We start from the raw sequence: 24230 nt of genomic DNA, 5'->3' as shown, positions 1-24230 counted from the left end.
ATGTGAGCAAGTTGAACGCGAACGACGCCAACTACACCGGCGAGGCGACACAGGGTGCGGAACTGGCGGACGTGATCAGCCAGGTACGAGCCGAACTGGAGGAGGCCCAGCGCCGGGGCAGGGCGAGTGGCCTGCGCTTCCGGGTGGAGCGGGTGAGCCTTGAATTCGCGGTCCAGGTCCGCCGCGAGACCGGCGGCAAGGGCGGCCTGCGGATCGGGGTGGTGACGGCGGACGTGGGCAGGACGACGGCGAGCGACACGACCCACCGCATCCAGGTGGAGCTGCAACCGCGCGGCCGGGACGGCGGCGTGATCGACGTGGGCGGCGAAGGGGCCGACGGAGGGGAAGAAGGCGACTGAGCGCGGGGTCGCAGTGTGACGCGTGACGCCGCGCCCGGGCGAGTTGTCAACGTGCGCGGGCGCGGCGGGGATTATGCGGCGCGACGGCGCGACGGCGCGGACGGACGGGCTTTCATGGACGTGCGGCGGCCCGGCCTGCCCGTGGCGCCCGGGCGTCGAATCGTGCGCGGCCTCTGTCTCGGGGCCCGGGCCTCATGCATAGTGGGGCACTTGGCTACCGGCCACTGAGCACTGGCCGGCTACTGGCCGACTGCTCAGGGTGATTCAGAGCTCGGGTGCGAGAAGGTCCACATGGTGTGCGAACGGTGCGGCGGCGGACGAAGGGGCGCGCTGCCGGGCATGGTCTGTCCCGGCTGTGGGCCAGGCGCGGGCGACGGCCGAATGGCGAGCGGGGCCTGGATCGCCCGCGAGACTGTCGCGGGCCGTCTCTCCACGTTCTCACGCCCGCGAAGAGCGCTGCTGGCGACGGCGGTTGTCGTCGTACTGGCGGTGCTCGTCACGTCGGCCATGCTGCTGGCCGACGCGGACGGCGACAGCGGCGGTGGCAGTGGTGGCGCGGGCGCGGGCGCGGGTGGCCCGGCGGGCAATGCGGACGACCTGTCCCGCGGAGTACCGACCCGGATCGGTCCGACGGGCCCGCCCGACGCCCCGCCCGACGCCCCGGCCACGCCTTCGGACAGCGCGATCCCGAGCAGGGACCCGAGCGGCCCCGCCGCCACGTCCCGTCCCCCGGCGAAGCAGCCGAAGGCACCCGAGAAGCCCCCGCCCGCCCGCCACCCCTCCTCCACGGCATGGGCGGGCCCCGGCTGTTCCGCTGGCTCCGGCCACTACGAGGAGTCCGGCCGCTTCGAGAACGGCGACGCGGGCTGGTACACGGTCGAGTCCGGCGGCTACGCGGGCGGTTCCTGCGACGGCCGCTTCACCGCCGTCCCCATGTCGGGCGCGCCGGACCAGGACCGTGGCAACACGGCGACCTGGTCCTGGCAGGTCGGCGACGGCTTCGACGAGTGCGCGCTGGCGGTGTACGTACCGAAGAGCCACCGCGACCTGGACGTGGCCGGCAACCCCACCTTCTACCGCCTGCTGGCCGACCCCGAGGACGAGGACTCGTCGTACGCCGCCTTCGCGGTCCGCCAGACCGCCCACCGGGGCAGCCTCGTACCCGTGGGCAGCTACGAGGTGAAGGGCGACCGTTTCGCGGTCCAACTCATCGACCGGGGCCGCGACTGGGGCGACGAGGACCTGGTCGGCGCGCACCACGCGGCGGCCCAGATGAAGATCACCTGCAGCGCGTCATAGCCGGCAATGCCGACCCACACCGCCCCCTCACACTCCGGAAGTCCCGTCAACGCGCTCCCGCACGAGATCCGCGTGCCCGTTGTGACGGGCGTACTCCTCGATCATGTGCACGTAGATCCAGCGGAGACTCATCTCCTGCCCGCGGAACAGCACCGTGTCCGTCAGCGCCCGCCCCGCGCATATCTCGCGGCCGCGCGCGATCTCGTCCCGCCAGACCCGCAGCGCCTCGTCGATGCCCCGCCCCTCGACCAGCCCGAAGCCTCCGTCGGTCCCGTCAGCACGCCTGCCGTCACCTTCCCCGTACACCTCGGGGACGTCGAGACCACCGAACACCCGCTGGAACCAGTTCCGTTCCACCTCGGCCATGTGCTGGACGAGCCCGAGCAGCGTCAGCGACGAAGGCGCGACAGACGCCTGCCGTATCCGCCGGTCGTCCAGGCCCTCGCACTTGAGGGCGAGCGTGGCGCGGTGGAAGTCGAGCCAGCCGTCGAGCGTGGTCCGCTCGTCGGCGTTCATGGGCGGGACGGGGCGCCCGTCAGGTGTGGTGTCAGTTGAGTCGCTCATGCACGCCAGACTGCCACCCACCACTGACAGCCGCCGGTCGGACGACCGGCGCTAAAGGTTTCCGAAGTCGGGAAGCGCGAGTGAACCGTCCTCGGCGAGACGGAATCCCGGATTGTGCGCGATCTCCCAGGGGTGGCCGTCGGGGTCGGTGAAGACGCCCGCGTACCCGCCGTAGAAGGTCGTGGCGGCGGGCTTGGTGACGGTCGCTCCCGCCCGCTCCGCCGTGGCGATGAGTTCGTCGACCTCGGCGGGGCTCCGCACATTGTGCGCGAGGGCGATTCCGCCGAAGCCGCCCGTACGGGAGTCCTCGATCCCGCAGTCGAGGGCGAGCTGGTCACGCCCCCAGAGGACCACGGCGAGACCCCCCGCCTGAAAGAAGACGGTCTGCTCGACCTCCTGCCCGTGCCAGCCCAGACGCTCGTAGAACGCCCGGGCACGCTTCACGTCGGCGACACCGAGGGTGATCAGGCTGATGCGCTGTTCCATGGCTCGAAGCTATCCCGCGAGGAGAGGCGACACACTCCGCGACGCACTCGGTGTGTACTCGGTTGAAGTCAATGCCACGCTGCCCGTAGCCCTCCTCGCAGTCACGCGAGGAGGGCTACGGCCGTGGGGGTACGTCCCGCTCTTTACTGAACGTCGACGTAGTCACCGGCGGCCGAGACGGCCGGGGTGGTCGTGGTCCCGGCGAAGCTCCAGCGCCAGTAGCCGTCCGCTGACGCGGTGACGGTGGTGGTGAGGTCACCGGTGCTGGAGGTGTTCACCGTCTTGACGGTCGTGTACGTGCTGGTGCCCGCCTTGCGGAACTGCAGCTTGACCGGCTGGGCGGTGTAACCCGCGTACGCACCGGTGTCCCAGTTGGCCCGCGTGAGCTTGCCGGTCACGGTAAGAGTCTTCCCACTGGCCACCGGCTCCGGCCCCGCGTTGGCGGTCATCTTGGAGAGCCGCTGGAGGCGGGTGGTCGTATAGGCGTCGCGGTGGGTCCGGCTGTCGTCCTCGGCCCACACGTCGACGCCGACCTTCCACGTCCCGGCGTCGGCGTTGGTGAGCCACCAGTCCGGTTCGAAGGTGAACGTCTTGGAGCAGGTGGAGGTGGTCGCGTTGGCGGCGACACAGTCCGCCGGGGTGGTGTCCTGGTCGGGCGTGATGTAGCTGTCGGGGTTGTTGGGATCGGTGCCGCGCCACAGGTGGAAATCGGCGTCCCAGATGCCCGACGGGTCGGTAGCGGTCACCGACACGGTGACGGTCGTGTCGGCGGTGCCGACGACTATGTTCTTACCGCCGTTGACGGCGACGCCGGTGATCTGGATGTCGCCGACGGTCTCGTCCGCGTACGCCGCAGGGACGGTGAACGCGCCCAGTGCGGCGGCAGCGGTGAGTACAGCGAAGATTGCGCGCTTGCGCATGAATCTCCCCGGAGTGTGAAGACGCACCCGCCGGATGCACGACACGGCGGGCGAATGAGCGCCCAACTGTAAACACCCGACTCCCCCTCCACAACGCCGGGCGGAGGCAGCGACTGCTCGGCCGGCGATTCGGGCATCGGGGATGATGACGGCCTGCCTCACCAGGTGGGGGGAGGGGTGTGGCGGTGCGTGCACACGAGGTGATCCTCAACGAAATCGCGCAAGGAATCAGACCGATGACTGAGGGCATCGAGTGGTTCGAAGGCCTTTCGGAGGACGGCCGACGCGAGGCAGTCCAAGCGCTGGTGCTGTTCTGCGGGCAGGCCCGCGCGAGGGAAGAAGATGTGCCGGAGAGCATTGCGCGCTCTGGGATTCGGCCCACTCACACGCCGGTCGTGATGCTCACGCGGTGGCGAACTCATGAAGTCATTTCGTTTGCTCGTCGCCCTCTTCAGCATCGCCGATGCCCGCAGGCGGGCGCTGCACTGTGTCGGCGGGCGCAGTCACGAGTGGCACAATCTGTCAGCTCAGCACCGTATTTGAGCCGGTATGCGGCGTGCTTGTTGTCGCGTGCGATGTGCCCGGGCAAGCTGTGCAGGTCACGGGGACGTGCTCCTGCCTGCTGATCGGCAGGAGCAGGAAGCCACGTATCGGCTCGATTAGAGACTGCGTGGTGGGCCTTGCCTGGCCGGCGTCGCATCTAGGCTGACCGCATGTTCGGCCACGCGAGAACTTCTTACGTCTGCCTGCCCTGCCGGGCTGCGTACAAGCAGGAGTACCCGACGCGATACAACGATCACGAGCGTCGCTGTCCTCGCTGCGCCGATCCACTGATCCATGTGGGCTCTGCCTTTGCCCCGCCTCCGAGGCGGGACAGCGAGGGATGGCGGGTCCTCTCCCTGCTCTTGAACGCCGGCATCCGCTTCCACAAGAGCTGCTGCGGTGGCCCCGGCTACCGGCCGCGCACGCTGCGAGAAGTGAAGGAGCGGCTGGCACACGCAGAAGCCACCGGCGAGCCGATCGCCAAAGTGCTGGTACGCCGCGAACTGCTCGCGGTTCGGCGGTAGCTGCGATGCGTACGTGATCAGCGCCCTTCGCGCTCGTAGCGCTCCACCCGATACGCCAACTTGGCGCGATACCTGTCCGGTGAGTGGAAGGCCTGAGAACGGCGGATCATGACCTCCGGCGTGAGGCTCTCTGCATAGGCCCGCAGTGCGGGTATCCGCTGGAGGACAGCGCGCTGCGATTCAGCGTCCTCGACGGTACTCAGAGGGGTGCTGTTGTTGCGTGCGTGGTTGCAGCCCCAGTGGGTGAGACGCACATTGTCGCGGGTGTCGGAGCCGCCGTCCGCGATGGTGCGGATGTGGTCGACGCTCTGCGCCCGGGGATCCGGGTGCTGATAGGCCCGGCCAACTGGGTCTCGGCACAGGCCGCAGATCCAGCCGTCCCGTTCACCGATCTCTTCCACTGTGAAGCGTTCGATGGCTCCGTTGTTCCGCATGCGCCGGCGGCGACGCCGGTCCTGGGCCCGCTTGGCTTCGCTACGCCGCGATACGGGTAGGTCTTCGTTGGTCACATCCGCCTTATCCCCATCGCGGCCACGCAGAAAAGGTGCGTATGCGCGGCAGTGCATGCGGGCGGTCCAAGGCAGGTGCTGATGAGCAACGTGCTGGACCTCGGCGAGGGGCCCGGCTCATGGGCTGAGCGAGTCGTGTACGCGTCATCCGCGATCGCGACGAAACCCAGGCGACGGCGTCCATCACGCGATGAGCGGAAACGCCCGCCTGCACAACCTCGCACTCGGCCGATAGGCGAGCCGAGCGGTATCTACAGGCCCTTAGTACATCAAGCACTCATGCTCCCCCAGACACTCCCCCACGGGCGCGTGCCCGGGTCGGGCTTCGAGGTGCGGATAGAGCGGGGCGAGGACGGCCTCGTCCCGACGGGGGTCTCGGACACGCGGGGCGACCGGGAGCCGATGCCCGTCCCTCACGGAACCTGGAGAGGGCGGATGCGGGCTGCTGCTCGTATCCGCCCTCACCGGCGCCTGGGCGCCAAGGACCACCGCGTCGAAAGGACCGTCCGGGCGACCGTGCCGACGTCCCGTCAGAACAGGGTCACCGGATGGAGGCCGACGTCGTCAGAAAACCGAGTTGACGGGTGCCGAGTCCGAGAGCAGGTTGCCCGGGGCAGCGGGCTTGAACGGGACCGCCTTGTCGCCGGTGCCCGCGTAGAACTTGGCGCCCGAGGTTCCGACCGCGTAGAGATCGGCCCGCCCGTCGCGGTCGGCGTCGCCGATGCCGACGAGGTGGGAGAAGGCGCCCCAGCCCCCGCCGATCCTCGTGCGCGGGGCGTAGGTGCCGTCGCCCTTGCCCTCGTACAGCCACAGGACACCGGCCTTGTCGCGGGCGACGAGGTCTCCGGCGGAGGTGCCGGTGATGTTGCCGGTGGCGGTGAGCTGGTTGTAGATCCCCCAGCCCCAGCCGATCTTCTTGCGGGGTGCGAACGGCGCGCTCGTGCTGCCCGTGCCCTTGTAGAACCACACGTCGCCGGCGGCATCGGTGGCGAGGAGGTCGGACTTCCCGTCGCCGTTGAAGTCGCTGCCGCCGGTTATGTTGTTGTAGATCTGCCAGCCGCCGCCGATCTTCGTACGGCTGGCGAAGTTGCCGTTTCCGTTGCCTTGGTAGAGCCAGAGCACGCCGGCCTTGTCACGGGCGACAAGGTCGCCGGCCGGGCTGCCGGCGATGTTCCCGACGGCCTCCAGCTGGTTGTAGATCTGCCAGCCGCTGCCGACCTTCACCCGACCCGTCGAGTACGGCTGCGGCGCGGATGACACCTTGGCCGAGTCGTCGCGCCACAGCACGCCCGCGGCGTCACGGGAGAGCAGGTCCGGTGTGCTGTTGTTCGTGTAGTCGTGCAGGCCGGTCGTGCGGGTGACCTTGAAGGTGCCGGTCTGCGCGACGTCCGGACCGATGCCGTTGAGCGGGGAGGCGGTGAAGTCCCAGGCGTAGTCGCCGCTGGGCGCGAACTCCTTCATGCCTCCGGCGTTGGGGAGCATCCCGTCCCAGCGGAAGTCGACGGCTCCCTTGCCCTCGAAGGTGCCCGCCTGCGCGAAGTCGTACCGCACGCTGCGGCCCGTGCGGACATGACGCACCGTCACGGAGCCCTTGGCGTTGGTCCGGGAGAGCACCCAGCGGAGCAGGGCCTGACCGTTGTTCTTGTCGAGGTCGACGACCGGGGGAGTGGCCGCGGTGTGCAGCGTGAGCACGGTCGGCTCGCCGGTGCTCGCGATGAGCGTGGCGGTGGGCTTGCCGTCCGCCCCGAGTACGACCCTGTAGACCCCCTCGCCGTGGGCGACCGTACCGCCGCGCACCAGGAGCGCGCCGTCGGCGGTGGGGACGGTGGACGAGGCGTGGTCGAGGAGCTTGACCGTGGATTTGTCGACGAGGTTGACGGCACTGAGCGCGAAGCGCGGAGACGCTTCGGTCGCGGCGGCGCCGCCCGGAGCCGCGTACGTGACCCAGTCGCCCAGGACGCCGATGTGCGGGCGGACGGAGTTGCCCAGGTCGGCCGCTTCCACGGCCGGCGTGCTCCCCGAACCGTCGCGGGCGGCGTACATGAGCTTGGCGTGCGCGGTCGTCGGGGCGTCGACCCAGACCCAGCGGTCCCCGGAGAGGGCCGTGTCGGTGTCGTACGCGGACACGCCCACCTCGCGCTTCTCGACGACGGAGGCGGTGGCGACGTCCACGACGGCGAGGTAGGAGCGGTTGGTGTCGGCATCCGCCGCGACGTACCGGACGAGCGCCGAGCTGTCCGACAGGGCCTCGACGCTCTGGACCCTCGCGTTCGGCGTGAGGCCGGTCACCTGCCGGTCGCTGCCCGCCTGGTTCCCCTCGCTGATCAGACGGAGCTGGCCCACCTTGCTCTGGCTGTCCCAGGACGAGAAGACGAGAGTCCTGCCGACCACGCCCGTCCAGGAGAGCCGGGTGTCGGTCTGGTTGACGACCGCGGGGTCGCTGCCCGGCGACGACATGTCATGGAGCAGGTACCGGGTCGTGCCGTCCTCCTTGGCGACGACGGTGTCGGAACCGCCGCCGCGGTACCCGCTGTTCCACTCCTCGAGGCCCGTGGTGGTGCCGTCGACGGTGCTGGTCCAGCGGTAGTACGTGTGGTCCCATCGGCGCTCCACCGACAGAAACCCGGTCGGGCCGACACTGAGGATCTGGTCGGTGCGGGGGATGGAGATGACGCCGTCGACGGTCGCCTGCGCGTCGGCGGGTCCGGCGTCCGCGGCGACGGCAGCGGTGGGCGTCGCGGCGATCGCGGGCGCCGTCGCGAGGCTCGCACCGACGGTCACGGCCAGAACGGTGGTGACGGCCGCGACGAGCTGACGTCGGGCGGGACGAACATGGATCAAAGCGGGTTCCTCTCAAGCGACCGGGCGCGCACCAGGGGCTGCGCGCCCGGTCAGACTCTTGATCACGTCAGAAGGTTGTGCTGGAAGTGGCGATGTCGTCAGGCCGACGGAGGTGTCGCTCAGGCGAAGTGGTCGTACCGGCGCTTGGTGCCGTCGAAGTACACACCGACCTGCTCACGCGAGCGGAAGGGTACGCGCCAGTCGCCCGTGCCCTTGGAGAGGTACGCGCCGTGGGGGTTGGCAGCGTTGACTGCGTACAGGTCGGGGCGCCCGTCGCGGTTGGCGTCGCCGACGCCGACGAGGTGGGTGTACGTGTTCCAGCCGCCGCCCACCCGGATACGGGACGCGAAGGTGCTGTCGCCCTTGCCCAGGTGCAGCGGAGGGCGCCTCAGGAGCAGCCTTCTGCCAGGGTGCTCCGTATCTTGGGATCGTCCTCGCCCTGGAGCGTCGGCGCGGTGCCTGCCTGCCTGCCTGCGGCTGCTACCGCCCCGCGTTAGGAGTGTCTGTGTGGCCGAATGGTCCTCCGTCGTCGCTCCACGCGTGCAGGGCGGTGAGGAGGTCCCTTCGGGCCTGCTTCAACCGCTGCACTGCTGCGCGGTGGGCCGTGATGACCACCCGGTCCTCCAGCGGCAAGCTCCACGGCCGGCCTCTGCGGACCGCGTCAGCTCCTTCGTGCCGCAGCTGTGTCACCAACATGCCGAAACAGTGGGGGCTCAACCCGGTGAACGGGGCTGTCCAGGGCGGCTGCGACGCCGTGATCACATTAGCCACGACGGGAGCCTCACACGGTTCCCGCCGTGGTAGGTGTGCTGATCACTTGCTGGACAAGCGGAGATCTCCGGATCAGGTCTCCCACCGGACACGGCCGGAGTCGAAGGTGATCTCCAGTGCGATCCGCCCGCTGTTCGGGGCACCCTCTTCGCTGACTGCCAGTACCGTCTCGCCGAGGTGATCCGCGAGCGGGGTCTCGCCGCTGATTGGCGCCACCTCTACGCGGCCTGAATCCGCCACGTCGCATCCCGCGAAGGGGGCCGCCATCTCCACGATCAGGCACCGGTCCGAACCGGTCGTGATGTGCGTGACGACCGCCTCGCTGTCGATCAGTCACACGTCCAGCGGGCCGGACGGAGCCTCTGAGCCGTACAGGTGCCACGAGGCGACTACTTGCTCACCCTCTTCGACTCCACCCGCCGACCGTACCGGGCAAACCCCCAGCTCACGCCCTTATACGGGACAAGCCTTAGCATTGGACGTTGCGTATCACTAGGGGGCTGAGATGGGGCAGCGTCGACGCAGAGGTCACATTGTCGGCATCGAAGCCGAGGTGATGAAACGATACCGGCAACAGCGGGGGCGGCCGCGAACCTTGGGTGGACCACGGATCCAAGCGAAGGTCTCACAAGGCTGGAAGGGGGCGCGATTCAGTGCTTACTTCTTGAGCGCAGGGCTCATGCTCTGCGCTGCTGGCATTACGTTCCTGGCCGCTTCTTTCCTCATTTCAGCAACCTGGAATGATTGGCCCGCCAAGGAGATCGCCCGAGGCGGCTGGCTATTGGGGCTCGGGGTCGTGATCGTAATCGGCCACCCGATCAAGGTTGTGCTAGCTCGGCGAAGGTGGCGCTCTTGGCTCAATGGAGGAGCTCCGAACATGCTCGAGCCACGCCCGGCCGACGAAGACCGCGAGGAACAGGCATAGGTCGGTGGAGTCCCGATGGTTGAGCCAGGCGAAGGGATGCCAGCCACCGTTGGAGGCGGCGCCCCCCGACGGCGGAACGCTTGCGGTCTGACCGCATTTTCATGAGGTCGTCACGCATCCCTGTTACGCCACACAGGCTCGCCCCAAAGCGGCTACCGCAAAGCCGTGGAGCTGACCGCCCCAGCCACAGAGGCGTTGCTGTAACAGGCCCCTTGCTTTGGTGATCACGGCAGGACACGCTTGAACGGCCTTAAGGGCTGCCGTTGCGCTGCGGGAGTAATTGTCAAGAGTTGTGGGTCAGCAGCGGCTCACCATGATTCACGGCCCAGATGCACGAGGCCTTGGATGGCGCCCAGGCGGGTGTGCAGGGTGGGCTCTGGGGCCGGGGTGTTGGTGAGCAAGAGGACCCGGGCCGCCGGGTGTTCCGGGGTGTAGAGGTCGTCCTGGCCGTCATCGCCGGGGATCGCGTTCGGCTGGATCTCGATGTATCCGTAATTGCCCTGGGCGAGGTGGTAGACGCCCCGGTAGTCACTTTCGCGCTCAGTGAAGACCACATCGAGGTGGCCGGTGACGAGGCGGACCAGTTCACTCGCGGTGTGTGTGCTGGTGCTGTAGGTGTCGTAGTCGGTCATGGTGGCCTGACCTTATGCCGCGAGCGTCTCGGGGCGTTCGAGGAGCTCGCCGCGTTCGAAGCGGGCTCCGGCCCTCACCAGGGTGACGAGGTGGGGTGTGTTGACGGCCTGCCACCGTGCTTGGGCGGACTCGACGAGTTTGAACACCATCGCCAGGGCGGCCGCGCGGGAGCCGGCGCCCTTGGTGACCTTCGTCCGCAGCAGGATTTCCTTGCCCAGGGCGGCAGGATCGCCGAGGAGAACCGCTTGCGCTCGCCCGTCGCCGCGTCGATGCGCTTGTCGTTAACGCGTGGAGCCTTCACCTCGACCGTCCCGGCCGCGGTGGTCACCTTCCGGGGTCGGTGGTGTCCGTTGCGGACCACGAGCCGCCGCCCGCGCTCGTCCTTCTCGTCGGCCAACTCGACTATGTAGTCATCAACTTCGGCCTCCGGCGCGGCGGCCATCATCCGCCTGGCGCCCTTCCGGACGATCTCGTCGACCAGGGAGCCGCCTCGCGTCGAGCCGCCCTCGGTGACTACCACCGTGGGTTCAAATCCCACACCCACCGCAGGTGAACGGCCCCTGACCAGGTAAATCGGTCGGGGGCCGCTCACGTTTGAATACACCGTAGTCACCCGGTCTTGCCCAAGATTCCCCGCTCGATCGGGCACGGGAGGGGCACGCAGCATTACGCCGGGCGGGAGTGAGTCCTACAGCTTGTCATCGCGTTCCAGGATCAGGCTGATCGAGCCGTCTTCGAGGTTGATGCCGCTCTCAAGATGCTCGTGGTAGCCGTCCCGGAGTTCGGGTTCGGCGAGACAGACGAGTCGCTCGGCCAGGTCCCGCAGCCCGGCGGCGTTGCCCGCGACAGTGATTTCGGTGGCTGAGCCGTACACCTTGATCCGGGGTTCATCCATGTGGTCACGCTACAGCGGGACTTCGCACTCTCACCTCAACCCACTACCCACCCCAGCTCCCATCCCGTCCGCCTTCGACCCACACACCGTGGAGCGGGCGTGGTTCAGGGCGTCAAGGTGGAGCGCGCCACTGTACGAACGACCTTGACGCCCTGGGCCGCGACTGCTCGGCTCTGCCTGGGTCGAAGGTGGTCGGGATGGGACTCCACAACGCTCGCACCATTCCGCCGGCCTCCGGCTGCACGATGCCCGGCACGGCTGTGCGACGTTGCTCACCGCGGCCGGGGTGGCTCCCCGTGTCGTGATGGAGATCCTCGGGCACAGCCAGATCAGCATCACCATGGATGTGTACACGCACGTCGTCCAGGACACCCAGCGCGAGGCCATCAGCCACATGGACCGGCTGCTCAAGAGGCGTCCCGCCCCTCAGTGACCGTGTCCGTTGATGTCATCCGTAGATGTCAAAGACCCCCAGCCATGATCGGCTGGGGGTCTTTTCGCTGGTGCCCCCGGCAGGATTCGAACCTGCGACACCCCTTGGTGTCTGGTCAGCTCAGCCACGGGTCGCCGAGCAGGGCGCGGTAGTCACAGGGAAGTTCGTTCAGGATCCGTGCGATCCGCTCGGGAGGAAGGTCGTCGGCGAGGAAGGCCAGCGCAGCCTGGGCGTCCCAGCGAGCAGCCTTGGGACTCGCTCCCGTCCGTTCAGCCATCCGGCGGCAGAACTCCTCCGCCCCGAACGGCTCCGCCTCCCCCTCCTGCTCTGAGCGACGCTCCAGGGCTTCGGTCACTACGGCGGGCAGTCCGTCGGCCAGGGCCTGAGCCGCGCCGGGGCTGAGCCTGGAAGCGAGCACGTCCAGTGCCGCCACGAGGACCTGCTCGGCCTCTTGCCGGCTGGCATAGCCACCACGGTCACGAACCAGCGCCAGGAAGGCGTCATAGCTCATGTCCGGCTCCCCCTGTCGGTTGACAACGTGGGGAGGAGGAAGACGTAACCGGCCATCCGTCCACGTGTCCGGGGCACAGGCATACGCCTCCCTTCCGAGCGTAGGCACTGCCGGGGTGCGGTGCATCGTCGGGAGGCCGTGCCCGGCTGTTCAGTCCGTCACCGAGGGGACGGCGGCTCCGACCGGCGGCGGCGTGCCCGTGGTCCGGCCGAAGTAGTCGACGGTGCCGGGGTCCGTGCCGAAGAGTGCTCGAAGGTCCAGCCCCTTGCCCGCGAGGGCTGTGCAGTCGGGGACGATCATCGACGCGTCTTCGGCGGACCGGATGCCCGGCAGCTCACCGCCCGCGAAGCAGGGTCCGACGCTCAGACCGGAGGGCCGTCCGTCGGCGCGCTCCTGACCGGTTGCCGTACGCCAGGCGTCCAGGTCCGGGTATGTGCGGGCTGCCCAGTCGATGCTCCAGGAGCCTGCGGCCGTGGAGTAATTGTTGCCCTGAAGGACAACGTTGCGGGGTTCGAGCCCTTTCTCGGCGGTGATCAACGGGGCTCCGTCGGTTACGAGGATGTTGTTGCGTACGGTGACGCCCGTTTGCCCTTCCCGCAGTCGTATGGCGGGGCCCGGACCGTTCGGGGAGTCGGACATGACGAGGGTGTTCTGGTAGATGTCCAGATCCCGGATGTCTTCGCCGTGGATGGCCAGTGCGCCGTTGACGGGCAGTTTGCGCCCGTTGTCGGTCGCGATGTTGTAGCGGATGGTGTTGTCCCGGTGTGCCCCGTTCTTCTTGTTCGCGTACACGTAGTAGCCCGGCCCGTCGTTCTGGAACGCCAGGTTGTACTGGATCGTCGAGGACGAGACGTTCGAGTCGAGGCCGAAGCCCGCGCCGTCAACGGCGGTGCCTGTGCGGTTGCGGAAGGACGTGTTGTGCTCCAGCAGGACTTCGGTGGCGTCGTAGGCCCAGATGCCCACGGGACCGGCGGGTGACTCGGCCGAGGCCCGGGTTCCGTTGTCGTGCGCGCTGGAGTCACGGACCGTTGCGTCGCGCACGCCGCCGAGGACGATGCCGTTGCCGGAGTGGGTCTCCGTCGTCTTGGGGTCTCCGCTGTTGTGGTGGGCCTCGACCCTCTCGATGCGGATGTTCTGGTGTGCGTAGGACGGGCGGTCGGCGTTGAAGTCGGGGCCGTAGGTCAGCAGTCCTACGTCCTTGTTGTCGTGCAACTTGGCCTGGCTGACCCGCACGTTCTTGAATCCGGTGCTCCCGTCCGCGCCGCCGACCGCGATGCCCGCCCGGAATCCGGAGATGTCGACCTCGGAGACAGCGACATGGTCGAGTTTCTTGCTGCCCGGCAGGTCGCTGAAGAGGTTGATGCCGCCGTCACGGACAAAGGAGCTGCCCTTCCCGGTCACCTTGAGATCGTGGATCTCGACGCCTGCCGTGTTGTAGATGGAGACACCGGGGCTGTCCGTCGCCGCGACCGTCGCCCGGCCCCCGCCGTACGACCCGATGACTACAGGCCGCTCCGCGTTGCCCGCTTCTCCTTCGCCCACGGTGAGGGAGCCGGCGAACAGGGCCCCGCCCTTCAGCAGCAGCTTGTCGCCGGCCTCGAGCGCTGTGCGTTCTGCGCGTGCGAGGGAGCGCCATGCCTCGCCTGGCGACGTGCCGGCACTCCGGTCGTCGCCGTCGGGGCTGATGTAGTACGTGGTGGACGGCGGTGCGTAGTGGGGCGTGGCGGAGCAGCCGCTGCCGGTAAGGAGGAGGATGGCGGCGCCGAGAGCAATCGTCGCGGCTGTCCGGTTCATGATGTTCAAGCCTCCACAGGGTGCGGGCGTGCGGGGTGCGGGTCGCGCAATGGGTGGGGTTCGGGCTCGGGTTGAGGTCGGAAGCGGGCGGTGAACCAGGCTGCGGTGTGCCGCAGGCCCTCTTCGACCGGCACGTGGGGTTCCCAGCCGAGTTGTTCGCGGGCCCGGGTGATCACAGGCCGTCGGCGGGTGGGATCGTCGACGGGCAGCGGGAGGTTCTCGATTCGTGACCGCGATCCTGTGATGCGGAGGACGAGTTCTGCCAGCTCCAGGATGGTGTGCTCGGCCGGGTTGCCAAGATTAACGGGGCCGCTGAGATCGCGGTGGTCGATCATCGCGGTGATGCCACGTACGAGATCGTCGACGTAGCAGAAGCTGCGGGTCTGGCTGCCGTTGCCGTAGACGCTCAGCGGCCCGCCTGCCAGTGCCTGGCGTATGAATGTCGACACCACGCGGCCGTCGTACGGGCGCATCCGTGGTCCGTAGGTGTTGAAGATCCGTATGACGCCCACGTCGACGCCGAGGCTGCGCCGGTAGGCCATGGACAGTGCTTCCGCGTAGCGCTTGGCTTCGTCGTAGACGCTGCGCGGGCCGACCGGGTTGACGTTGCCCCAGTAGTCCTCTGGCTGGGGGTGTGTTTCGGGGTCGCCGTACACCTCGCTGGTCGAGGCCAGGACGAAGCGCGCGCCGTGCCGCAGGGCCAGTCGCAGGGCGTTCTCTGTGCCCCGGCTGCCGACCGAGAGCGTTTCCAAGGGCAGCCGGTGGTAGTCGGGCGGCGATGCGGGGCTGGCGAGGTGGGCTACGGCGTGTACCGGTCCTGGGATGTCGAACGCTGTTGTCACATCGCCGTGTACGAGCCGGAATCGGGGGTTGGCGCGCAGGTGGGCGACGTTGTGAGGTTCGCCGGTGCAGAAGTTGTCCAGGCACCACACGGTGTCTCCTCTGCGGAGCAGTGCCTCGCACAGGTGGGATCCGAGGAATCCGCCACCGCCTGTGATCACGACCTTCATGACGTACCTCCCATGGGGCGGCCCAGCGCGTGCAGGGTCCAGCCGGCCGCGCGCCAGGGTTGTGCGTCGAGGCTGTTACGGGCGTCCAGGAGCAGCGGTGTGCGCACCACTGTGGCGAGCGCGGCGGGGTCGATTTCGCGGTACTCCGGCCAGGGCGTGAGGTGCAGGACCAGGTCGGCGTCTTCGCACGCCTTGGGGATGTCCAGGGCGTACCCCAAGTCGGGGAAGACCGCGCGCGCGTTGTCCAGGGCCTGTGGGTCGTGTATGCGCACGGCGGCTCCCTGCTGGCGCACGGCTGTGGCGACCGCTAGGGCGGGCGAGTCGCGTACGTCGTCACTGCCCGGCTTGAACGAAGCGCCAAGCACAGCGACCCGCCGGCCGGTGAACGACCCGCCGGCCAGCTGCCTTGCCCGGGTCACGGTGCGCTGCCGCTGGTGGGTGTTGATGCGGTCGACCTCGTGCAGGAACGCCACCGACTCGCCGGCGCCGAGCTCCTCGGCGCGGGCCGCGAAGGCCCTGATGTCCTTGGGGAAGCAGCTCCCGCCGAAGCCGAGCCCGGGCTCCAGGAAGCGGTTGCCGATCCGTGAGTCCGCGCCGATGGCTCTGGCGAGGACCGTCACATCGGCGCCCGCCGCGTCGCACACCTCGGCCATCGCGTTGATGAAGGAGATCTTGGTCGCGAGGAAGGAGTTCGCCGCCACTTTGACCAGTTCCGCCGTGGCCGTGTCGGTGCTGAAGAATGCAGCGCCTGCCCGCAGCAGGGGTTCGTACACGGCCCGCAGCGTCGCCTCCGCGTGCCGCGATGAGACGCCTACCACGATCCGTTCGGGTCGCATGGTGTCCTGTACCGCGGAGCCCTCCCGCAGGAACTCGGGATTCCAGGCAACCTCAGTGTCCCGGGTGGACGCCGCGAGCCGGCGCCCGAGCCTGACCGCGGTGCCGACCGGCACGGTGGACTTGCCCACGACCAGACTGCCCGGCCTCAGGTGCCGTGCCAGCTCGTCCGTCACGGCGTCGATGTACCGCAGGTCGGCAGCCTCGCTGTCGGGTCGCTGTGGGGTGCCTACGCACACGAAGTGCGTCCGCGCGAAGGCGGCGCCCTCGGCGAGAGAGGTGGAAAAGCGCAGCCGCCCCGATGCGACGGTACGGGCGAGGAGTTCGTCCAGGCCGGCCTCGCGGATGGGCGCGCGGCCCGCTGCCAGGGAAGCGATCCGGTCGGCGTCGATGTCGATGCCGAGAACCTCGTGGCCGATGTCGGCCATGCACGCGGCATGCACCGTTCCGACGTACCCGGTGCCGATGACTGTCATCCGCATGACGTCACTCCTAACGGTTCGCCTGCCGGGCGGAACCGGCATAGCCAGAGGGGTTGAGCTGCTGGAACCGCCATGCGTCCCGGCACATGTCGGCCAGGCCCCGAGTGGGTCGCCACCCCCAGGCGAGCGCCACCGCCGAGGCGTCCGCCACGAGTTCGGGCACGTCACCGGGGCGGCGGGACACGATGTTGTACGGGACGGGCGTGCCGCACGCCGCACTGAAGGCGGCGACGACTTCGAGGACCGACCGGCCCTTGCCGAGCCCCAGGTTGTACGTGTGCATGCCGGGGCCGTCGGCCAGGTGGTCGAGCGCCACGCGGTGTGCCTCGACGGTGTCCATGACGTGCAGGTAATCGCGGATGGCGGTTCCGTCAGGCGTCGCGTAGTCGTCACCGAACACAGGGAGGTGGTGGCGCCTGCCGATAGCGACCTGCGACAAATAAGGCATCAGGTTGTCCGGCGTCCCGCTGGGATCCTCACCGAGCAGTCCGCTGGGATGGGCGCCGACCGGGTTGAAGTACCGCAAAGACAGCACGGTGAACTCCGGGACCCGGTGGCACACGTCAGCGAGGATCTGCTCGCACGCCCATTTGGAGGCCGCGTACGGATTGGTGGGCCGGGCGGGGGTCGCCTCGCTGAGCGGCCCCCGCCCGGCGTCTCCGTACACCGAGCAGGACGAGGAGAACACCATCTGGTGCACTCCGTGTTCGTGCATCGCCCGCAGCAGGGAGGTCGTCCCGCCTACGTTGGTGTCGTAGTACTCGACGGGCATCCGTGTCGACTCGCCGACGGCCTTCAGAGCGGCGAAGTGTACAACGGCGTCCACAGAGTGGCGGTCGAAGACTGCCGAAAGGGCGCGCCGATCACGGATGTCCAGCTCGTACACGGCGCCGACGAAGCGGCCGGCGATCCGTTCTACGCGGGCGAAGACCTGGGGTGTGCTGTTCGCATAGTTGTCGACCACGATCAGTTCGTAGCCGTGGTCGAGGAGTTCGACGCAGGCGTGAGAGCCGATGAAGCCCGCCCCGCCGGTGACGAGGATCGTTGACGGTGAGCTCATGGGTCCGACTCCTGGGTGCGCGTGTGCTTGTCGGTTCGTGGTCACCGCACTCACCAGCCAAGGACGGCGGCCGCGTAGGCCGGATAGAAGAAGATCGCCGTGGCGACGGGCACCCACGACAGCAGGCCGAGGGTCAGGGGCAGGCGGGCGGTCGCCAACGCGGCCGCGAAGCGCGTTCCTGACGCCCTGGCTGCCTCCCGCACGTGGAGTACGGGCACGGCGAGCGCCACAGTGGCGTAGGCAGTTGCGGCAACGACACACAGGAAGACATAACCGGCCGCCGGGCCGGTCAGCTCCCCGTACAGGGCGACCGCGGACAGACCCACGGCGAGCGCGGCGAACGGCACGGTCAGCCTGGCGAGCAGCGGCCGGGGCCCACCAGTGTCCTTGGGCGTGACCTTGAAGGTCAGCGGGCGGGGCCGCATCTTCTGGTGGAGCGCGCCGACCAGGCCCCAGACGACGAAGGGCCAGCGGGCGAGCGCGAACAGCCAGGTCTCCCAGCTCATGACGGGGGCGGTGCGCGGGCGCATCAGCTGCCTGCGTCGCAGCAGCCACAGCGTCAGCACCAGCCACAGGGGCATCGACCAGAAGTGCAGCAGGAAGTCGAAGTAGTTGACATTCATCCACGGCAGGCCGGTGATCACCGCCACCGGCGGAAGGATCAGCCCGGCGACAATCATCAGGCCGAGGAGCGGGTAGTACGCCAGGGCATAACCGAAGCGCAGCCGCAGCAAGGCGGGCAGCCGCCCCAGATGGCGCGGGAGGAGGCCCAGCAGCATGGTGGTCAGGCTCCGGGACCACTGGTACTCCTGCGTGACCATGTCGGCGAAGGTCAGCGGCCCGTCCCCGTGTGCTTCGGCGTCGATGGCGAAGGCGCCGTGCCAGCCGGCGGAGCTGAGCAGATAGGTGGTGGAGAAGTCCTCGGCGAGTTCGGGCCCGAGGCCGCCGATGTCCCGCAAGGCCCGGGTGCGTACCGCGTAGTGGGAACCGATGCACATCGGGGCGAGACCGTCGCTGTGGCCCAGCTGCACGGCACCGTGCCAGATGGCCTCGCGGTGCAGCCGGCCCCGTGCCGCCCAGGACGCTGCGTCGGTGGCGTCGCACACGCTGGGTGCGGCGACGTAGCCGATGGCGGGGTCGTCGAAGGGGCGGACCATTTCGGCGAGATACGTGGGAGCGGGCACGTGGTCGCAGTCGAGCTGGGCTACCACGGTGTAGCGCCAGTAGCCACAGTGGTCGTAGAAGTAGGCGAGATTGCCTTCCTTGCAGCGCGTGCGCCGAGGCCATCCCGCCCGGTGGTACGGAATCACTCCGCGTCGGCAGGAGACCTGGACACGGCGCTGCCTGCACCATTGCTCGATCTCTTCGGTGGGGTCCTCGTCGCACAGCCAGACGTCGTAGGCGTACGGGTAGTCCTGGGCCAGCATGGCTTCGAGGGTGTGGCGGACGGTGGGCCACGGTTCGGAAGGGGCGCGGGTCACAGCGAAGGCGACCGCCACCGGCGGGATGGGCAGTGCCGGGTCGACCCGGCGCAGCCGGAGGGCTGTGACGAAGAAGTAGCAGGGAAGGGCGGTGAGGTACAGCAGGAGGAGGCTGTTGACGATCAGCCCGGCCCAGCCCGCCCGGTGCTCCGGTTGCAGCCACCACGACCAGAACCAGAGGAAGGACGCCCCCCAGCCCCCGGCGATCGCCCACAGTGCGGCCCGGTCCCGGACCGGAAGCACTGGCACGAACGTCGCCTGGCGGACCGTGCGGACCGGGTAGGGGTGCTCGAAGACGGGGCCTGCGTCAGTGATGCGGACGACGTTTCCGTCCGAGATCCGCGCCAAGTGGTGCTCCACCTGGATGAGATCTGCCGATTTCTGCTCACTGTGCGTCATGGCCTGACGTTCCTAAGTCACCATCGCTGTACGCTGACGATGTACGCTGACGTCGTATACGTCCGACTTTGCGACTTTTGATTCCTGATGTCAAGCGGAGGCCGGTCATGGTGAAGGAAGCGAACGCCGAGCCCAATGGGCCGCGACGGCGGGCCGGCGACCGAGGGCGCTACGGCCGACTCAGCAGAGAACGTGTGCTGGCCACCGCCCTGGACGTGGTGGACCGCGACGGCCTGTCCGGCCTCAGCATGCGCAAGCTCGGCGCGGAACTGGGCGTCGAAGCGATGGCACTGTACCGGTACGCTCCCAGCAAGGACGCACTGCTGGACGGGCTGGTCGAGGAGTTCTACCGAGAACTGGACCAGGACCTGGCGGCCGGGCCACGGACCGCGCCGTCCCCGGCCCAGGACTGGCGCGCGGAACTCCACCACGTCGCCCTCACGACCCACGGCGTCGCCCTGCGCCACCCCCACGTGGTGCCGCTGCTGGCCACGCGCCTGCTCTCCACGCCACTGGCCCGCAGGCCACTACCCGTACTGCGCAGCGACGAGCGCGTCCTGGCACTGCTCCACGACGCCGGCCTCGACAACCCCAGCGCCGTGCGGATCCACCGAGCCTTCACCGCGTGGCTGCTCGGCTTCCTCCTGACCGAGCTGCGGGCCATGGACGACCAACCGGACGAACCTGAACCGGCCTTCCGGCTCGGCCTGCACCGCATCCCCGAACGGGACTTCCCCCGCCTGCGGGCGACAGCCATAACCCTCGCCGACCGGGGCGGCCCCGCCGAGCTTGCCGCAGGTCTGGGCGCCCTGCTGCGGTGAGGCCCCTACGACGGAGCAGCGCGAGATCCGTCTCGGTGCGTGGGTGGGCAACCAGCGTTCCAGGCGGCATCGCTGACATCGGAACGGGTACGCGGAGCCCGGCCGGTGTCGCTTCCAGATGACCGCCTAGGATCATTTCAGCCGCGTGCTCAGTGGTCTTCGCGCCAGGCCCGGTCCATGGCCGCGGCGGCCGTATCCGCGGCCAGCTGCTCGATCTGCTCGGGCACCTCCCGCTCGTCGATGACGAAGAGCCGACCGCCGACGAGTGTGGTGGTGGGCTTCCAGCCGAGATGGCGGCCCGCCTCGCGAGCCGCGCGCCGAACGTCTTTTAGCTCGCCCATCTCCGTAAGGTCATCGCCGCTCAGGATCAGATGCCCGTAGTACCCCTTGTACTTGGGCTTGAGGGCAGCCCTCATCAGCGACTCAAGGAGGTCGACCAGGTTCTCGTACCGGCGCTGGGCCAGTTCGTCTTTCACGGGCATTGTGCGACAGCTCCCCACGCTCTGGGCGCACCCCATGTATGCCATATATGTGCCGCAAGCCGAAGGCCCTCCCGCCCTTGTGGGCAGAAGGGCCTCTGGCCTGCTGCTTTGCTGTGCCCCCGGCAGGATTCGAACCTGCGACACCCGCTTTAGGAGAGCGGTGCTCTATCCCCTGAGCTACGGAGGCGGGGTTTGCGGCGATCCGGCTGAAACCCCGGGGTGGGATTGTCGGCCGGTGTGGCAAACCTCCTGGTCAGGTGGCGTGCAGACGCTGCTGGGGTGGAGTCCTCGCGGACGCTTTCCCGAGCGGGCGACCTGGTAGCCCACTGACCGCTGACAGCCTAGCGGATCTCGCTGCGCGGGTGCGCCCCCATAGGGGATCGGGGGGCAGCGGCCTCACGGATGGCCGGATGACCTGCGGAAACGAGTACCGCTCTGTGAGTCGTCGCAGGCGCGGCTGGTCCTTTCGAGGGTCACCCCGGGCGATCCCCTCGGTGAGTCCCGTTGACCACGCCACCGTGACGGCGAGGTGATGTTTGTGCGCGATGCGCTCCATGGTGCTGAACGGGACTGCTCGGTACTCCCGGGGATGCAGGACGACACCACGCGGGCGAACTCCTCGTCCAAGTACGCCTCTTGCCGCGCGGGGTTCCGGGATATGCGGAGCAAGAGCTTGCTCGGGGACAGGAAGCGCGCCGTCGCCGTCGCGTTTCGCAATCGCCCGATCAGGTCCTCGTCGCCGTTTTCTAGGGCGAACATGACAAGCCGGACCGTGCGAGGGTCGGCGAGCGAATGTGGGTGTGGCGTGGAAACCATGCCTGGCTCTCCCCTTCACACTGTCGTCGAGCCGTTCGGCATCGGTTCTGTCGATGTGGGGGTTCGGGAGGTTGCATTAGTGCGGTGTTGTGGCGGGCGGCCGTGCGGCTCAGGGTGGGCGGTGTAACCCCGAGCAAAGCCGTGGAGGTGGGTCGTGGTCCAGGACGACCAAGAGGGCCGTTTCGCCGTTGTCATCAACGATGAGGAGCAGTACTCGATTTGGCCGCAGGGGCGCGACCTGCCGGACGGGTGGCGGGGTGCGGGCTTCAGTGGGTCCCGGGAGGAGTGCCTCGCGCATGTGGAGGTCGTCTGGACCGACCAGCGGCCGCTGAGCGTTCGCCGGGTCGCTGGTCAGTCGGTGTAGTGGGGCTGGGCTTTTGGGCTTTTACAGGTCGTGGGGGAGCCAGCCTCGCTGGACCGCTCTCACGCCCGCCTCGAATCTGCTGCGGGCGCCCAGGCGGTCCATCAGGGCCGTCGCGATGCGGCGGGCGGTGCGGTGGGAGACGCCGAGGCGCTTGGCTATGCCCTCGTCCGTGTGGCCCTCGGCGAGCAGCCGCAGGGCTGCCGCCTCCTGCCGGTCGAGTTCGTCGGCGTCCCGGCGGGGCTTCTCGCCCAGTGGGCGAGAAGCCTCCCAGGCGCTCTCGAAGAGGGTGCAGAGTGCGGTGAGCGTTCCCTTCCCCGTGATGACGACCGCCCCTTCGCTGCTGTCCTCGTTGTTGAGGGGGATGATGGCCGTCTCGCGGTCGAGGAGGGTCATGCGGAGGGGGAGCTCCCCGGCCGTACGGACGTGGCCGCCCATCGTGGTGAGCCAGTTGGCGTGGGCCACGCTGGCCGCGCAGTTGCGGACGCTCTCCAGGTAGATCGTCCGCATCTTCACTCCGCGCCCGAGCAGCTTTTCGTTGAGCGGACGCGCGGACGCCATGTTCTCCTCCGTCTGCGCACCGCCCGGGGCGAAAGTCATCACCTCCCGCCGCACGTTGTCGGTGAGTACGGCCAGCCTCGCCCGGATCTGCGCCACGTCGGCCAGATGCTCCATGCTGCCCTGGCCCCCGGCCGGCCTGCGGTCGGCGTACTGGTCGGCGTACTCGGAGATCAGTTGGGAGGCTGCCGTCCGGGCTGCCGCCATGCGCTGCCGGTGCAGGGCGAACTCCGCCTGTCTTCGGGCCAGCAGGTAGTCCAGGCCCAGCTCGGGGTTGACGGCCCGGGGTGGCTGGGTGGGGGCGGTGGAAGGCTGGATCAGGGATAGTTGGGACAGTTTGTCCCAGGCGGCCCGTACGGCGTCCTCGGCGAGGTCCAGGTGTCGCGCGAGTGCGGTGACGTCGTCCTGGGGCCGCTCCAGCATGGCCCGGTACACGGCTTCGGTCGGCGTATCGAGTCCCAGTAATTCAAGCATCGCTCAGTTCCCCGTTCCGGCGGTGTCGCTCCATCGTCTTGCGTACGGCGCAGGGGCGGCCCGCCAGGGCCCGTCAGTGACACGGTGGACACTTTGGGTCATGACCCAAAGTGGCCCGCCGTTTTCCTTCCCCCAAGGTTCACCGGCGGTGATGCTACTTCCGAGGCGGACGAATCCGCCAGGAATCGGTCCACGGTCCGGTTCGCCAGACGAAGTTTTCCTCTTGGATTTACGTCCCGAAAGGACGCCGGTCATGTTCCGTGCCCGTATCGCCAAGGCTGCCGCTGTCACCGCGCTCGCCGCCGCGGCGCTCCTCGCACCCGCCGTCGTTGCCCTCACCCCCGGCGACACGGCCACCGCCACCACCGTGTCGGCCGCCACGGAGGGGGCCGGGAAGACGTCCGCCGAGGGGCCTCAGCCGGACATGGGCTGGCAGTGAACGACCGGGAGCCGGCGTGGACCTGAGACAGCTGACCACCTTCCACCGCGTCGCGACGCTGCTGAGTTTCACCCGGGCCGCGTCCGAGCTGAAGTACGCGCAGTCCAGCGTCACCGCCCAGGTCAAGGGGCTGGAAGTGGCATTGGGCGTGGAGCTCTTCGAAAGGCTGAGGGGGCGTATCCGCCTGACCGCCGCCGGGGAGCGGCTCGTACCGTACGCCGAGCAGATCCTGTCGCTGGTCGACGAGGCCCGGGACAAGACGACCGGCTGGGCGGAGCCTTCGGGTGTGCTCACCATCGGTACGACGGAGAGCCTCACGTCCTACCGCATGCCGCCGGTGCTTGAGTTCTTCCATCACCGTTATCCCCTGCTCCAGCTCGCGCTGAGGCCCAGCCAGTGCGCCCAGACGTGCGAGGCGCTGCGGCAGGGCGAGTTCGACATGGGTTTTCTGATGGAGGCGGAGACGGAGCATCCAGGCGTACGGACCGAGGTGCTCGGGCGGGAGCCGCTGGTCGCGGTCGCCGCGCCCGGTCATCCCCTCGCGTCGGTGCGCCACGTGACGACCGACGAGCTGCGCGGGGCGCGCGTCCTGGCGCCCGAGGCGGGGTGCGCGTACCGGGGGCTGCTGGAGGCCGAGCTCAATGCCGGCGCCGCCCGGCCCGTACAACTGCTGGAGTTCGGGAACATCGAGTCGGTCAAGCGTGGGATCGCGGCCGGTTTCGGGGTCAGCGTGCTGCCCACGATGGCGGTGTCCGACGCGGTCGCCGCCGGGACGCTGGCGGTCCTGGACTGGGAGCCGCCGTTCGAGGTGTTCACGCAGATCGCGTGGCGCCGGGGCAGGCAGCTCACCCGGGAGATGCGGGTGTTCATCGACCGTACTGTTCAGTTCATGGCGCAGGATCAGTTGCAACTGGTGGGCTGACGCCCTCCGCCCAGGTCACCGGTACGTCGTCTTCGTGGAGTCGACGTGCCGGTGGCGGCCTTTTGGTGTTTGGGGCGGCCGGTC

At 68.7% G+C, this 24230-nt stretch carries 25 protein-coding genes, 1 tRNA gene and 4 pseudogenes; 9 read left to right on the top strand and 21 right to left on the bottom strand.

Annotation, left to right across the window (positions count from 1 at the left end; genetic code table 11):
- Nucleotides 1–2 precede the first annotated feature (2 nt).
- Nucleotides 3–359 carry a trypco2 family protein gene (locus ABZX79_RS17415; RefSeq protein ID WP_355257602.1) on the top strand — a complete coding sequence of 119 codons (357 nt, stop codon included), beginning with the start codon at nt 3–5 and terminating at the stop codon, nt 357–359.
- 381 nt (nt 360–740) lie between these two features.
- Nucleotides 741–1658, top strand: coding sequence for an adhesin (locus tag ABZX79_RS17410; protein WP_355257599.1), 918 nt, complete (start codon nt 741–743; stop codon nt 1656–1658).
- Nucleotides 1659–1685: 27 nt separating this feature from the next.
- Here the strand turns inward: ABZX79_RS17410 and ABZX79_RS17405 are convergent, their stop codons facing one another.
- From ABZX79_RS17405 to ABZX79_RS17395, 3 genes are all read right to left on the bottom strand, one after another.
- Complete coding sequence (locus tag ABZX79_RS17405) at nt 1686–2222, bottom strand: DinB family protein (RefSeq protein ID WP_355257596.1); 537 nt, start codon at nt 2220–2222, stop codon at nt 1686–1688.
- Nucleotides 2223–2273: 51 nt separating this feature from the next.
- Entirely contained in the window at nt 2274–2708 is a 435-nt protein-coding gene (locus ABZX79_RS17400; protein WP_355257593.1) for a VOC family protein, read from the bottom strand.
- 143 nt (nt 2709–2851) lie between these two features.
- Nucleotides 2852–3628: a calcium-binding protein gene (locus ABZX79_RS17395; protein WP_355257590.1), complete on the bottom strand. Its 777-nt coding sequence runs from the start codon at nt 3626–3628 to the stop codon at nt 2852–2854.
- Nucleotides 3629–3807: 179 nt separating this feature from the next.
- On the opposite strand from ABZX79_RS17395, the pseudogene ABZX79_RS17390 reads away from it, so the two are divergent.
- Nucleotides 3808–4171, top strand: a pseudogene (locus tag ABZX79_RS17390) (DUF5958 family protein).
- Between the two features lie 170 nt (nt 4172–4341).
- Entirely contained in the window at nt 4342–4695 is a 354-nt protein-coding gene (locus tag ABZX79_RS17385) for a deoxyxylulose-5-phosphate synthase (protein ID WP_355257587.1), read from the top strand.
- 17 nt (nt 4696–4712) lie between these two features.
- Here the strand turns inward: ABZX79_RS17385 and ABZX79_RS17380 are convergent, their stop codons facing one another.
- The 9 genes and pseudogenes from ABZX79_RS17380 to ABZX79_RS17340 all read right to left on the bottom strand — a co-directional run bounded on the left by ABZX79_RS17380 (nt 4713) and on the right by ABZX79_RS17340 (nt 11269).
- Nucleotides 4713–5204, bottom strand: a complete 492-nt coding sequence (locus ABZX79_RS17380; protein WP_355257584.1) for an HNH endonuclease — start codon at nt 5202–5204, stop codon at nt 4713–4715.
- A gap of 564 nt (nt 5205–5768) precedes the next feature.
- On the bottom strand, nt 5769–8045 hold the full coding sequence (locus ABZX79_RS17375) for a VCBS repeat-containing protein (RefSeq protein ID WP_355257581.1): 2277 nt from the start codon (nt 8043–8045) through the stop codon (nt 5769–5771).
- Between the two features lie 119 nt (nt 8046–8164).
- Nucleotides 8165–8377 carry a hypothetical protein gene (locus ABZX79_RS17370; protein ID WP_355257578.1) on the bottom strand — a complete coding sequence of 71 codons (213 nt, stop codon included), beginning with the start codon at nt 8375–8377 and terminating at the stop codon, nt 8165–8167.
- A gap of 274 nt (nt 8378–8651) precedes the next feature.
- A pseudogene (locus ABZX79_RS17365) lies at nt 8652–8816 on the bottom strand (IS5/IS1182 family transposase); the annotation flags it as partial.
- Nucleotides 8817–8888: 72 nt separating this feature from the next.
- On the bottom strand, nt 8889–9056 hold the full coding sequence (locus ABZX79_RS17360) for a hypothetical protein (protein ID WP_355257575.1): 168 nt from the start codon (nt 9054–9056) through the stop codon (nt 8889–8891).
- 993 nt (nt 9057–10049) lie between these two features.
- Nucleotides 10050–10373, bottom strand: a complete 324-nt coding sequence (locus tag ABZX79_RS17355; RefSeq protein WP_355257572.1) for a hypothetical protein — start codon at nt 10371–10373, stop codon at nt 10050–10052.
- Between the two features lie 12 nt (nt 10374–10385).
- Nucleotides 10386–10523 carry a hypothetical protein gene (locus tag ABZX79_RS17350; RefSeq protein ID WP_355257569.1) on the bottom strand — a complete coding sequence of 46 codons (138 nt, stop codon included), beginning with the start codon at nt 10521–10523 and terminating at the stop codon, nt 10386–10388.
- Nucleotides 10524–10579: 56 nt separating this feature from the next.
- Nucleotides 10580–10894, bottom strand: a pseudogene (locus ABZX79_RS17345) (transposase); the annotation flags it as partial.
- A 168-nt stretch (nt 10895–11062) separates the two neighbouring features.
- On the bottom strand, nt 11063–11269 hold the full coding sequence (locus ABZX79_RS17340) for a hypothetical protein (protein WP_355257566.1): 207 nt from the start codon (nt 11267–11269) through the stop codon (nt 11063–11065).
- A 223-nt stretch (nt 11270–11492) separates the two neighbouring features.
- On the opposite strand from ABZX79_RS17340, the pseudogene ABZX79_RS17335 reads away from it, so the two are divergent.
- Nucleotides 11493–11702 (top strand): annotated as a pseudogene (locus ABZX79_RS17335) (tyrosine-type recombinase/integrase); the annotation flags it as partial.
- A gap of 115 nt (nt 11703–11817) precedes the next feature.
- Here the strand turns inward: ABZX79_RS17335 and ABZX79_RS17330 are convergent.
- The 6 genes from ABZX79_RS17330 to ABZX79_RS17305 form a co-directional block, all read right to left on the bottom strand.
- A complete protein-coding gene (locus tag ABZX79_RS17330; RefSeq protein WP_355257563.1) occupies nt 11818–12213 on the bottom strand; it encodes a DUF2267 domain-containing protein in 396 nt (131 codons plus the stop codon).
- A 150-nt stretch (nt 12214–12363) separates the two neighbouring features.
- Nucleotides 12364–14007 (bottom strand): right-handed parallel beta-helix repeat-containing protein, encoded by a 1644-nt coding sequence (locus ABZX79_RS17325; protein ID WP_355257560.1) that lies wholly within the window; start codon nt 14005–14007, stop codon nt 12364–12366.
- Nucleotides 14008–14012: 5 nt separating this feature from the next.
- A complete protein-coding gene (locus ABZX79_RS17320) occupies nt 14013–15017 on the bottom strand; it encodes a UDP-glucuronic acid decarboxylase family protein (protein WP_355257557.1) in 1005 nt (334 codons plus the stop codon).
- A complete protein-coding gene (locus tag ABZX79_RS17315; RefSeq protein ID WP_355257554.1) occupies nt 15014–16333 on the bottom strand; it encodes a UDP-glucose/GDP-mannose dehydrogenase family protein in 1320 nt (439 codons plus the stop codon). Before ABZX79_RS17315 ends, ABZX79_RS17320 begins: the two co-directional genes overlap by 4 nt.
- Nucleotides 16334–16343: 10 nt before the next feature.
- A complete protein-coding gene (gene galE / locus ABZX79_RS17310; RefSeq protein WP_355257551.1) occupies nt 16344–17393 on the bottom strand; it encodes a UDP-glucose 4-epimerase GalE in 1050 nt (349 codons plus the stop codon).
- 50 nt (nt 17394–17443) lie between these two features.
- Nucleotides 17444–19273: a glycosyltransferase gene (locus ABZX79_RS17305; RefSeq protein WP_355257548.1), complete on the bottom strand. Its 1830-nt coding sequence runs from the start codon at nt 19271–19273 to the stop codon at nt 17444–17446.
- A 107-nt stretch (nt 19274–19380) separates the two neighbouring features.
- On the opposite strand from ABZX79_RS17305, the gene ABZX79_RS17300 reads away from it, so the two are divergent.
- Nucleotides 19381–20094 carry a TetR/AcrR family transcriptional regulator C-terminal domain-containing protein gene (locus ABZX79_RS17300; protein WP_355257546.1) on the top strand — a complete coding sequence of 238 codons (714 nt, stop codon included), beginning with the start codon at nt 19381–19383 and terminating at the stop codon, nt 20092–20094.
- Between the two features lie 149 nt (nt 20095–20243).
- On the opposite strand, the gene ABZX79_RS17295 is transcribed toward ABZX79_RS17300, so the two are convergent.
- Together ABZX79_RS17295 and ABZX79_RS17290 are read right to left on the bottom strand one after the other, a co-directional pair.
- Nucleotides 20244–20576, bottom strand: a complete 333-nt coding sequence (locus tag ABZX79_RS17295) for a hypothetical protein (protein WP_355257543.1) — start codon at nt 20574–20576, stop codon at nt 20244–20246.
- Between the two features lie 114 nt (nt 20577–20690).
- Nucleotides 20691–20763: transfer RNA gene (locus ABZX79_RS17290), tRNA-Arg, on the bottom strand.
- A 783-nt stretch (nt 20764–21546) separates the two neighbouring features.
- Here ABZX79_RS17290 and ABZX79_RS17285 point away from each other — a divergent pair.
- Nucleotides 21547–21756 (top strand): MbtH family NRPS accessory protein, encoded by a 210-nt coding sequence (locus ABZX79_RS17285; RefSeq protein WP_355257540.1) that lies wholly within the window; start codon nt 21547–21549, stop codon nt 21754–21756.
- A gap of 21 nt (nt 21757–21777) precedes the next feature.
- Here ABZX79_RS17285 and ABZX79_RS17280 read toward each other — a convergent pair whose 3' ends face one another.
- Nucleotides 21778–22785, bottom strand: a complete 1008-nt coding sequence (locus ABZX79_RS17280; protein WP_355257537.1) for a helix-turn-helix transcriptional regulator — start codon at nt 22783–22785, stop codon at nt 21778–21780.
- A 253-nt stretch (nt 22786–23038) separates the two neighbouring features.
- On the opposite strand from ABZX79_RS17280, the gene ABZX79_RS17275 reads away from it, so the two are divergent.
- Entirely contained in the window at nt 23039–23224 is a 186-nt protein-coding gene (locus tag ABZX79_RS17275; protein ID WP_355257534.1) for a hypothetical protein, read from the top strand.
- Between the two features lie 16 nt (nt 23225–23240).
- Complete coding sequence (locus ABZX79_RS17270; protein WP_355257531.1) at nt 23241–24146, top strand: LysR family transcriptional regulator; 906 nt, start codon at nt 23241–23243, stop codon at nt 24144–24146.
- Nucleotides 24147–24230 lie beyond the last annotated feature (84 nt).

Origin of the sequence: Streptomyces sp. NPDC002994 (assembly GCF_040611155.1) — a bacterium.
Taxonomy (GTDB): Bacteria; Actinomycetota; Actinomycetes; order Streptomycetales; family Streptomycetaceae; genus Streptomyces.
The sequence above is the reverse complement of the archived record's forward strand: the minus strand, read 5'-3'. Positions and strand labels throughout refer to the sequence as shown.

Coding starts and splice junctions, on each gene's coding strand:
- ABZX79_RS17410 (WP_355257599.1), top strand. CDS start 741: ATGGCGAGCGGGGCCTGGATCGCCCGCGAGACTGTCGCGGGCCGTCTC.
- ABZX79_RS17405 (WP_355257596.1), bottom strand. CDS start 2,222: ATGAGCGACTCAACTGACACCACACCTGACGGGCGCCCCGTCCCGCCC.
- ABZX79_RS17400 (WP_355257593.1), bottom strand. CDS start 2,708: ATGGAACAGCGCATCAGCCTGATCACCCTCGGTGTCGCCGACGTGAAG.
- ABZX79_RS17395 (WP_355257590.1), bottom strand. CDS start 3,628: ATGCGCAAGCGCGCAATCTTCGCTGTACTCACCGCTGCCGCCGCACTG.
- ABZX79_RS17385 (WP_355257587.1), top strand. CDS start 4,342: ATGTTCGGCCACGCGAGAACTTCTTACGTCTGCCTGCCCTGCCGGGCT.
- ABZX79_RS17355 (WP_355257572.1), bottom strand. CDS start 10,373: ATGACCGACTACGACACCTACAGCACCAGCACACACACCGCGAGTGAA.
- ABZX79_RS17350 (WP_355257569.1), bottom strand. CDS start 10,523: ATGGTGTTCAAACTCGTCGAGTCCGCCCAAGCACGGTGGCAGGCCGTC.
- ABZX79_RS17340 (WP_355257566.1), bottom strand. CDS start 11,269: ATGGATGAACCCCGGATCAAGGTGTACGGCTCAGCCACCGAAATCACT.
- ABZX79_RS17330 (WP_355257563.1), bottom strand. CDS start 12,213: ATGAGCTATGACGCCTTCCTGGCGCTGGTTCGTGACCGTGGTGGCTAT.
- ABZX79_RS17325 (WP_355257560.1), bottom strand. CDS start 14,007: ATGAACCGGACAGCCGCGACGATTGCTCTCGGCGCCGCCATCCTCCTC.
- ABZX79_RS17320 (WP_355257557.1), bottom strand. CDS start 15,017: ATGAAGGTCGTGATCACAGGCGGTGGCGGATTCCTCGGATCCCACCTG.
- ABZX79_RS17315 (WP_355257554.1), bottom strand. CDS start 16,333: ATGCGGATGACAGTCATCGGCACCGGGTACGTCGGAACGGTGCATGCC.
- galE (WP_355257551.1), bottom strand. CDS start 17,393: ATGAGCTCACCGTCAACGATCCTCGTCACCGGCGGGGCGGGCTTCATC.
- ABZX79_RS17305 (WP_355257548.1), bottom strand. CDS start 19,273: ATGACGCACAGTGAGCAGAAATCGGCAGATCTCATCCAGGTGGAGCAC.
- ABZX79_RS17300 (WP_355257546.1), top strand. CDS start 19,381: ATGGTGAAGGAAGCGAACGCCGAGCCCAATGGGCCGCGACGGCGGGCC.
- ABZX79_RS17295 (WP_355257543.1), bottom strand. CDS start 20,576: ATGCCCGTGAAAGACGAACTGGCCCAGCGCCGGTACGAGAACCTGGTC.
- ABZX79_RS17280 (WP_355257537.1), bottom strand. CDS start 22,785: ATGCTTGAATTACTGGGACTCGATACGCCGACCGAAGCCGTGTACCGG.
- ABZX79_RS17275 (WP_355257534.1), top strand. CDS start 23,039: ATGTTCCGTGCCCGTATCGCCAAGGCTGCCGCTGTCACCGCGCTCGCC.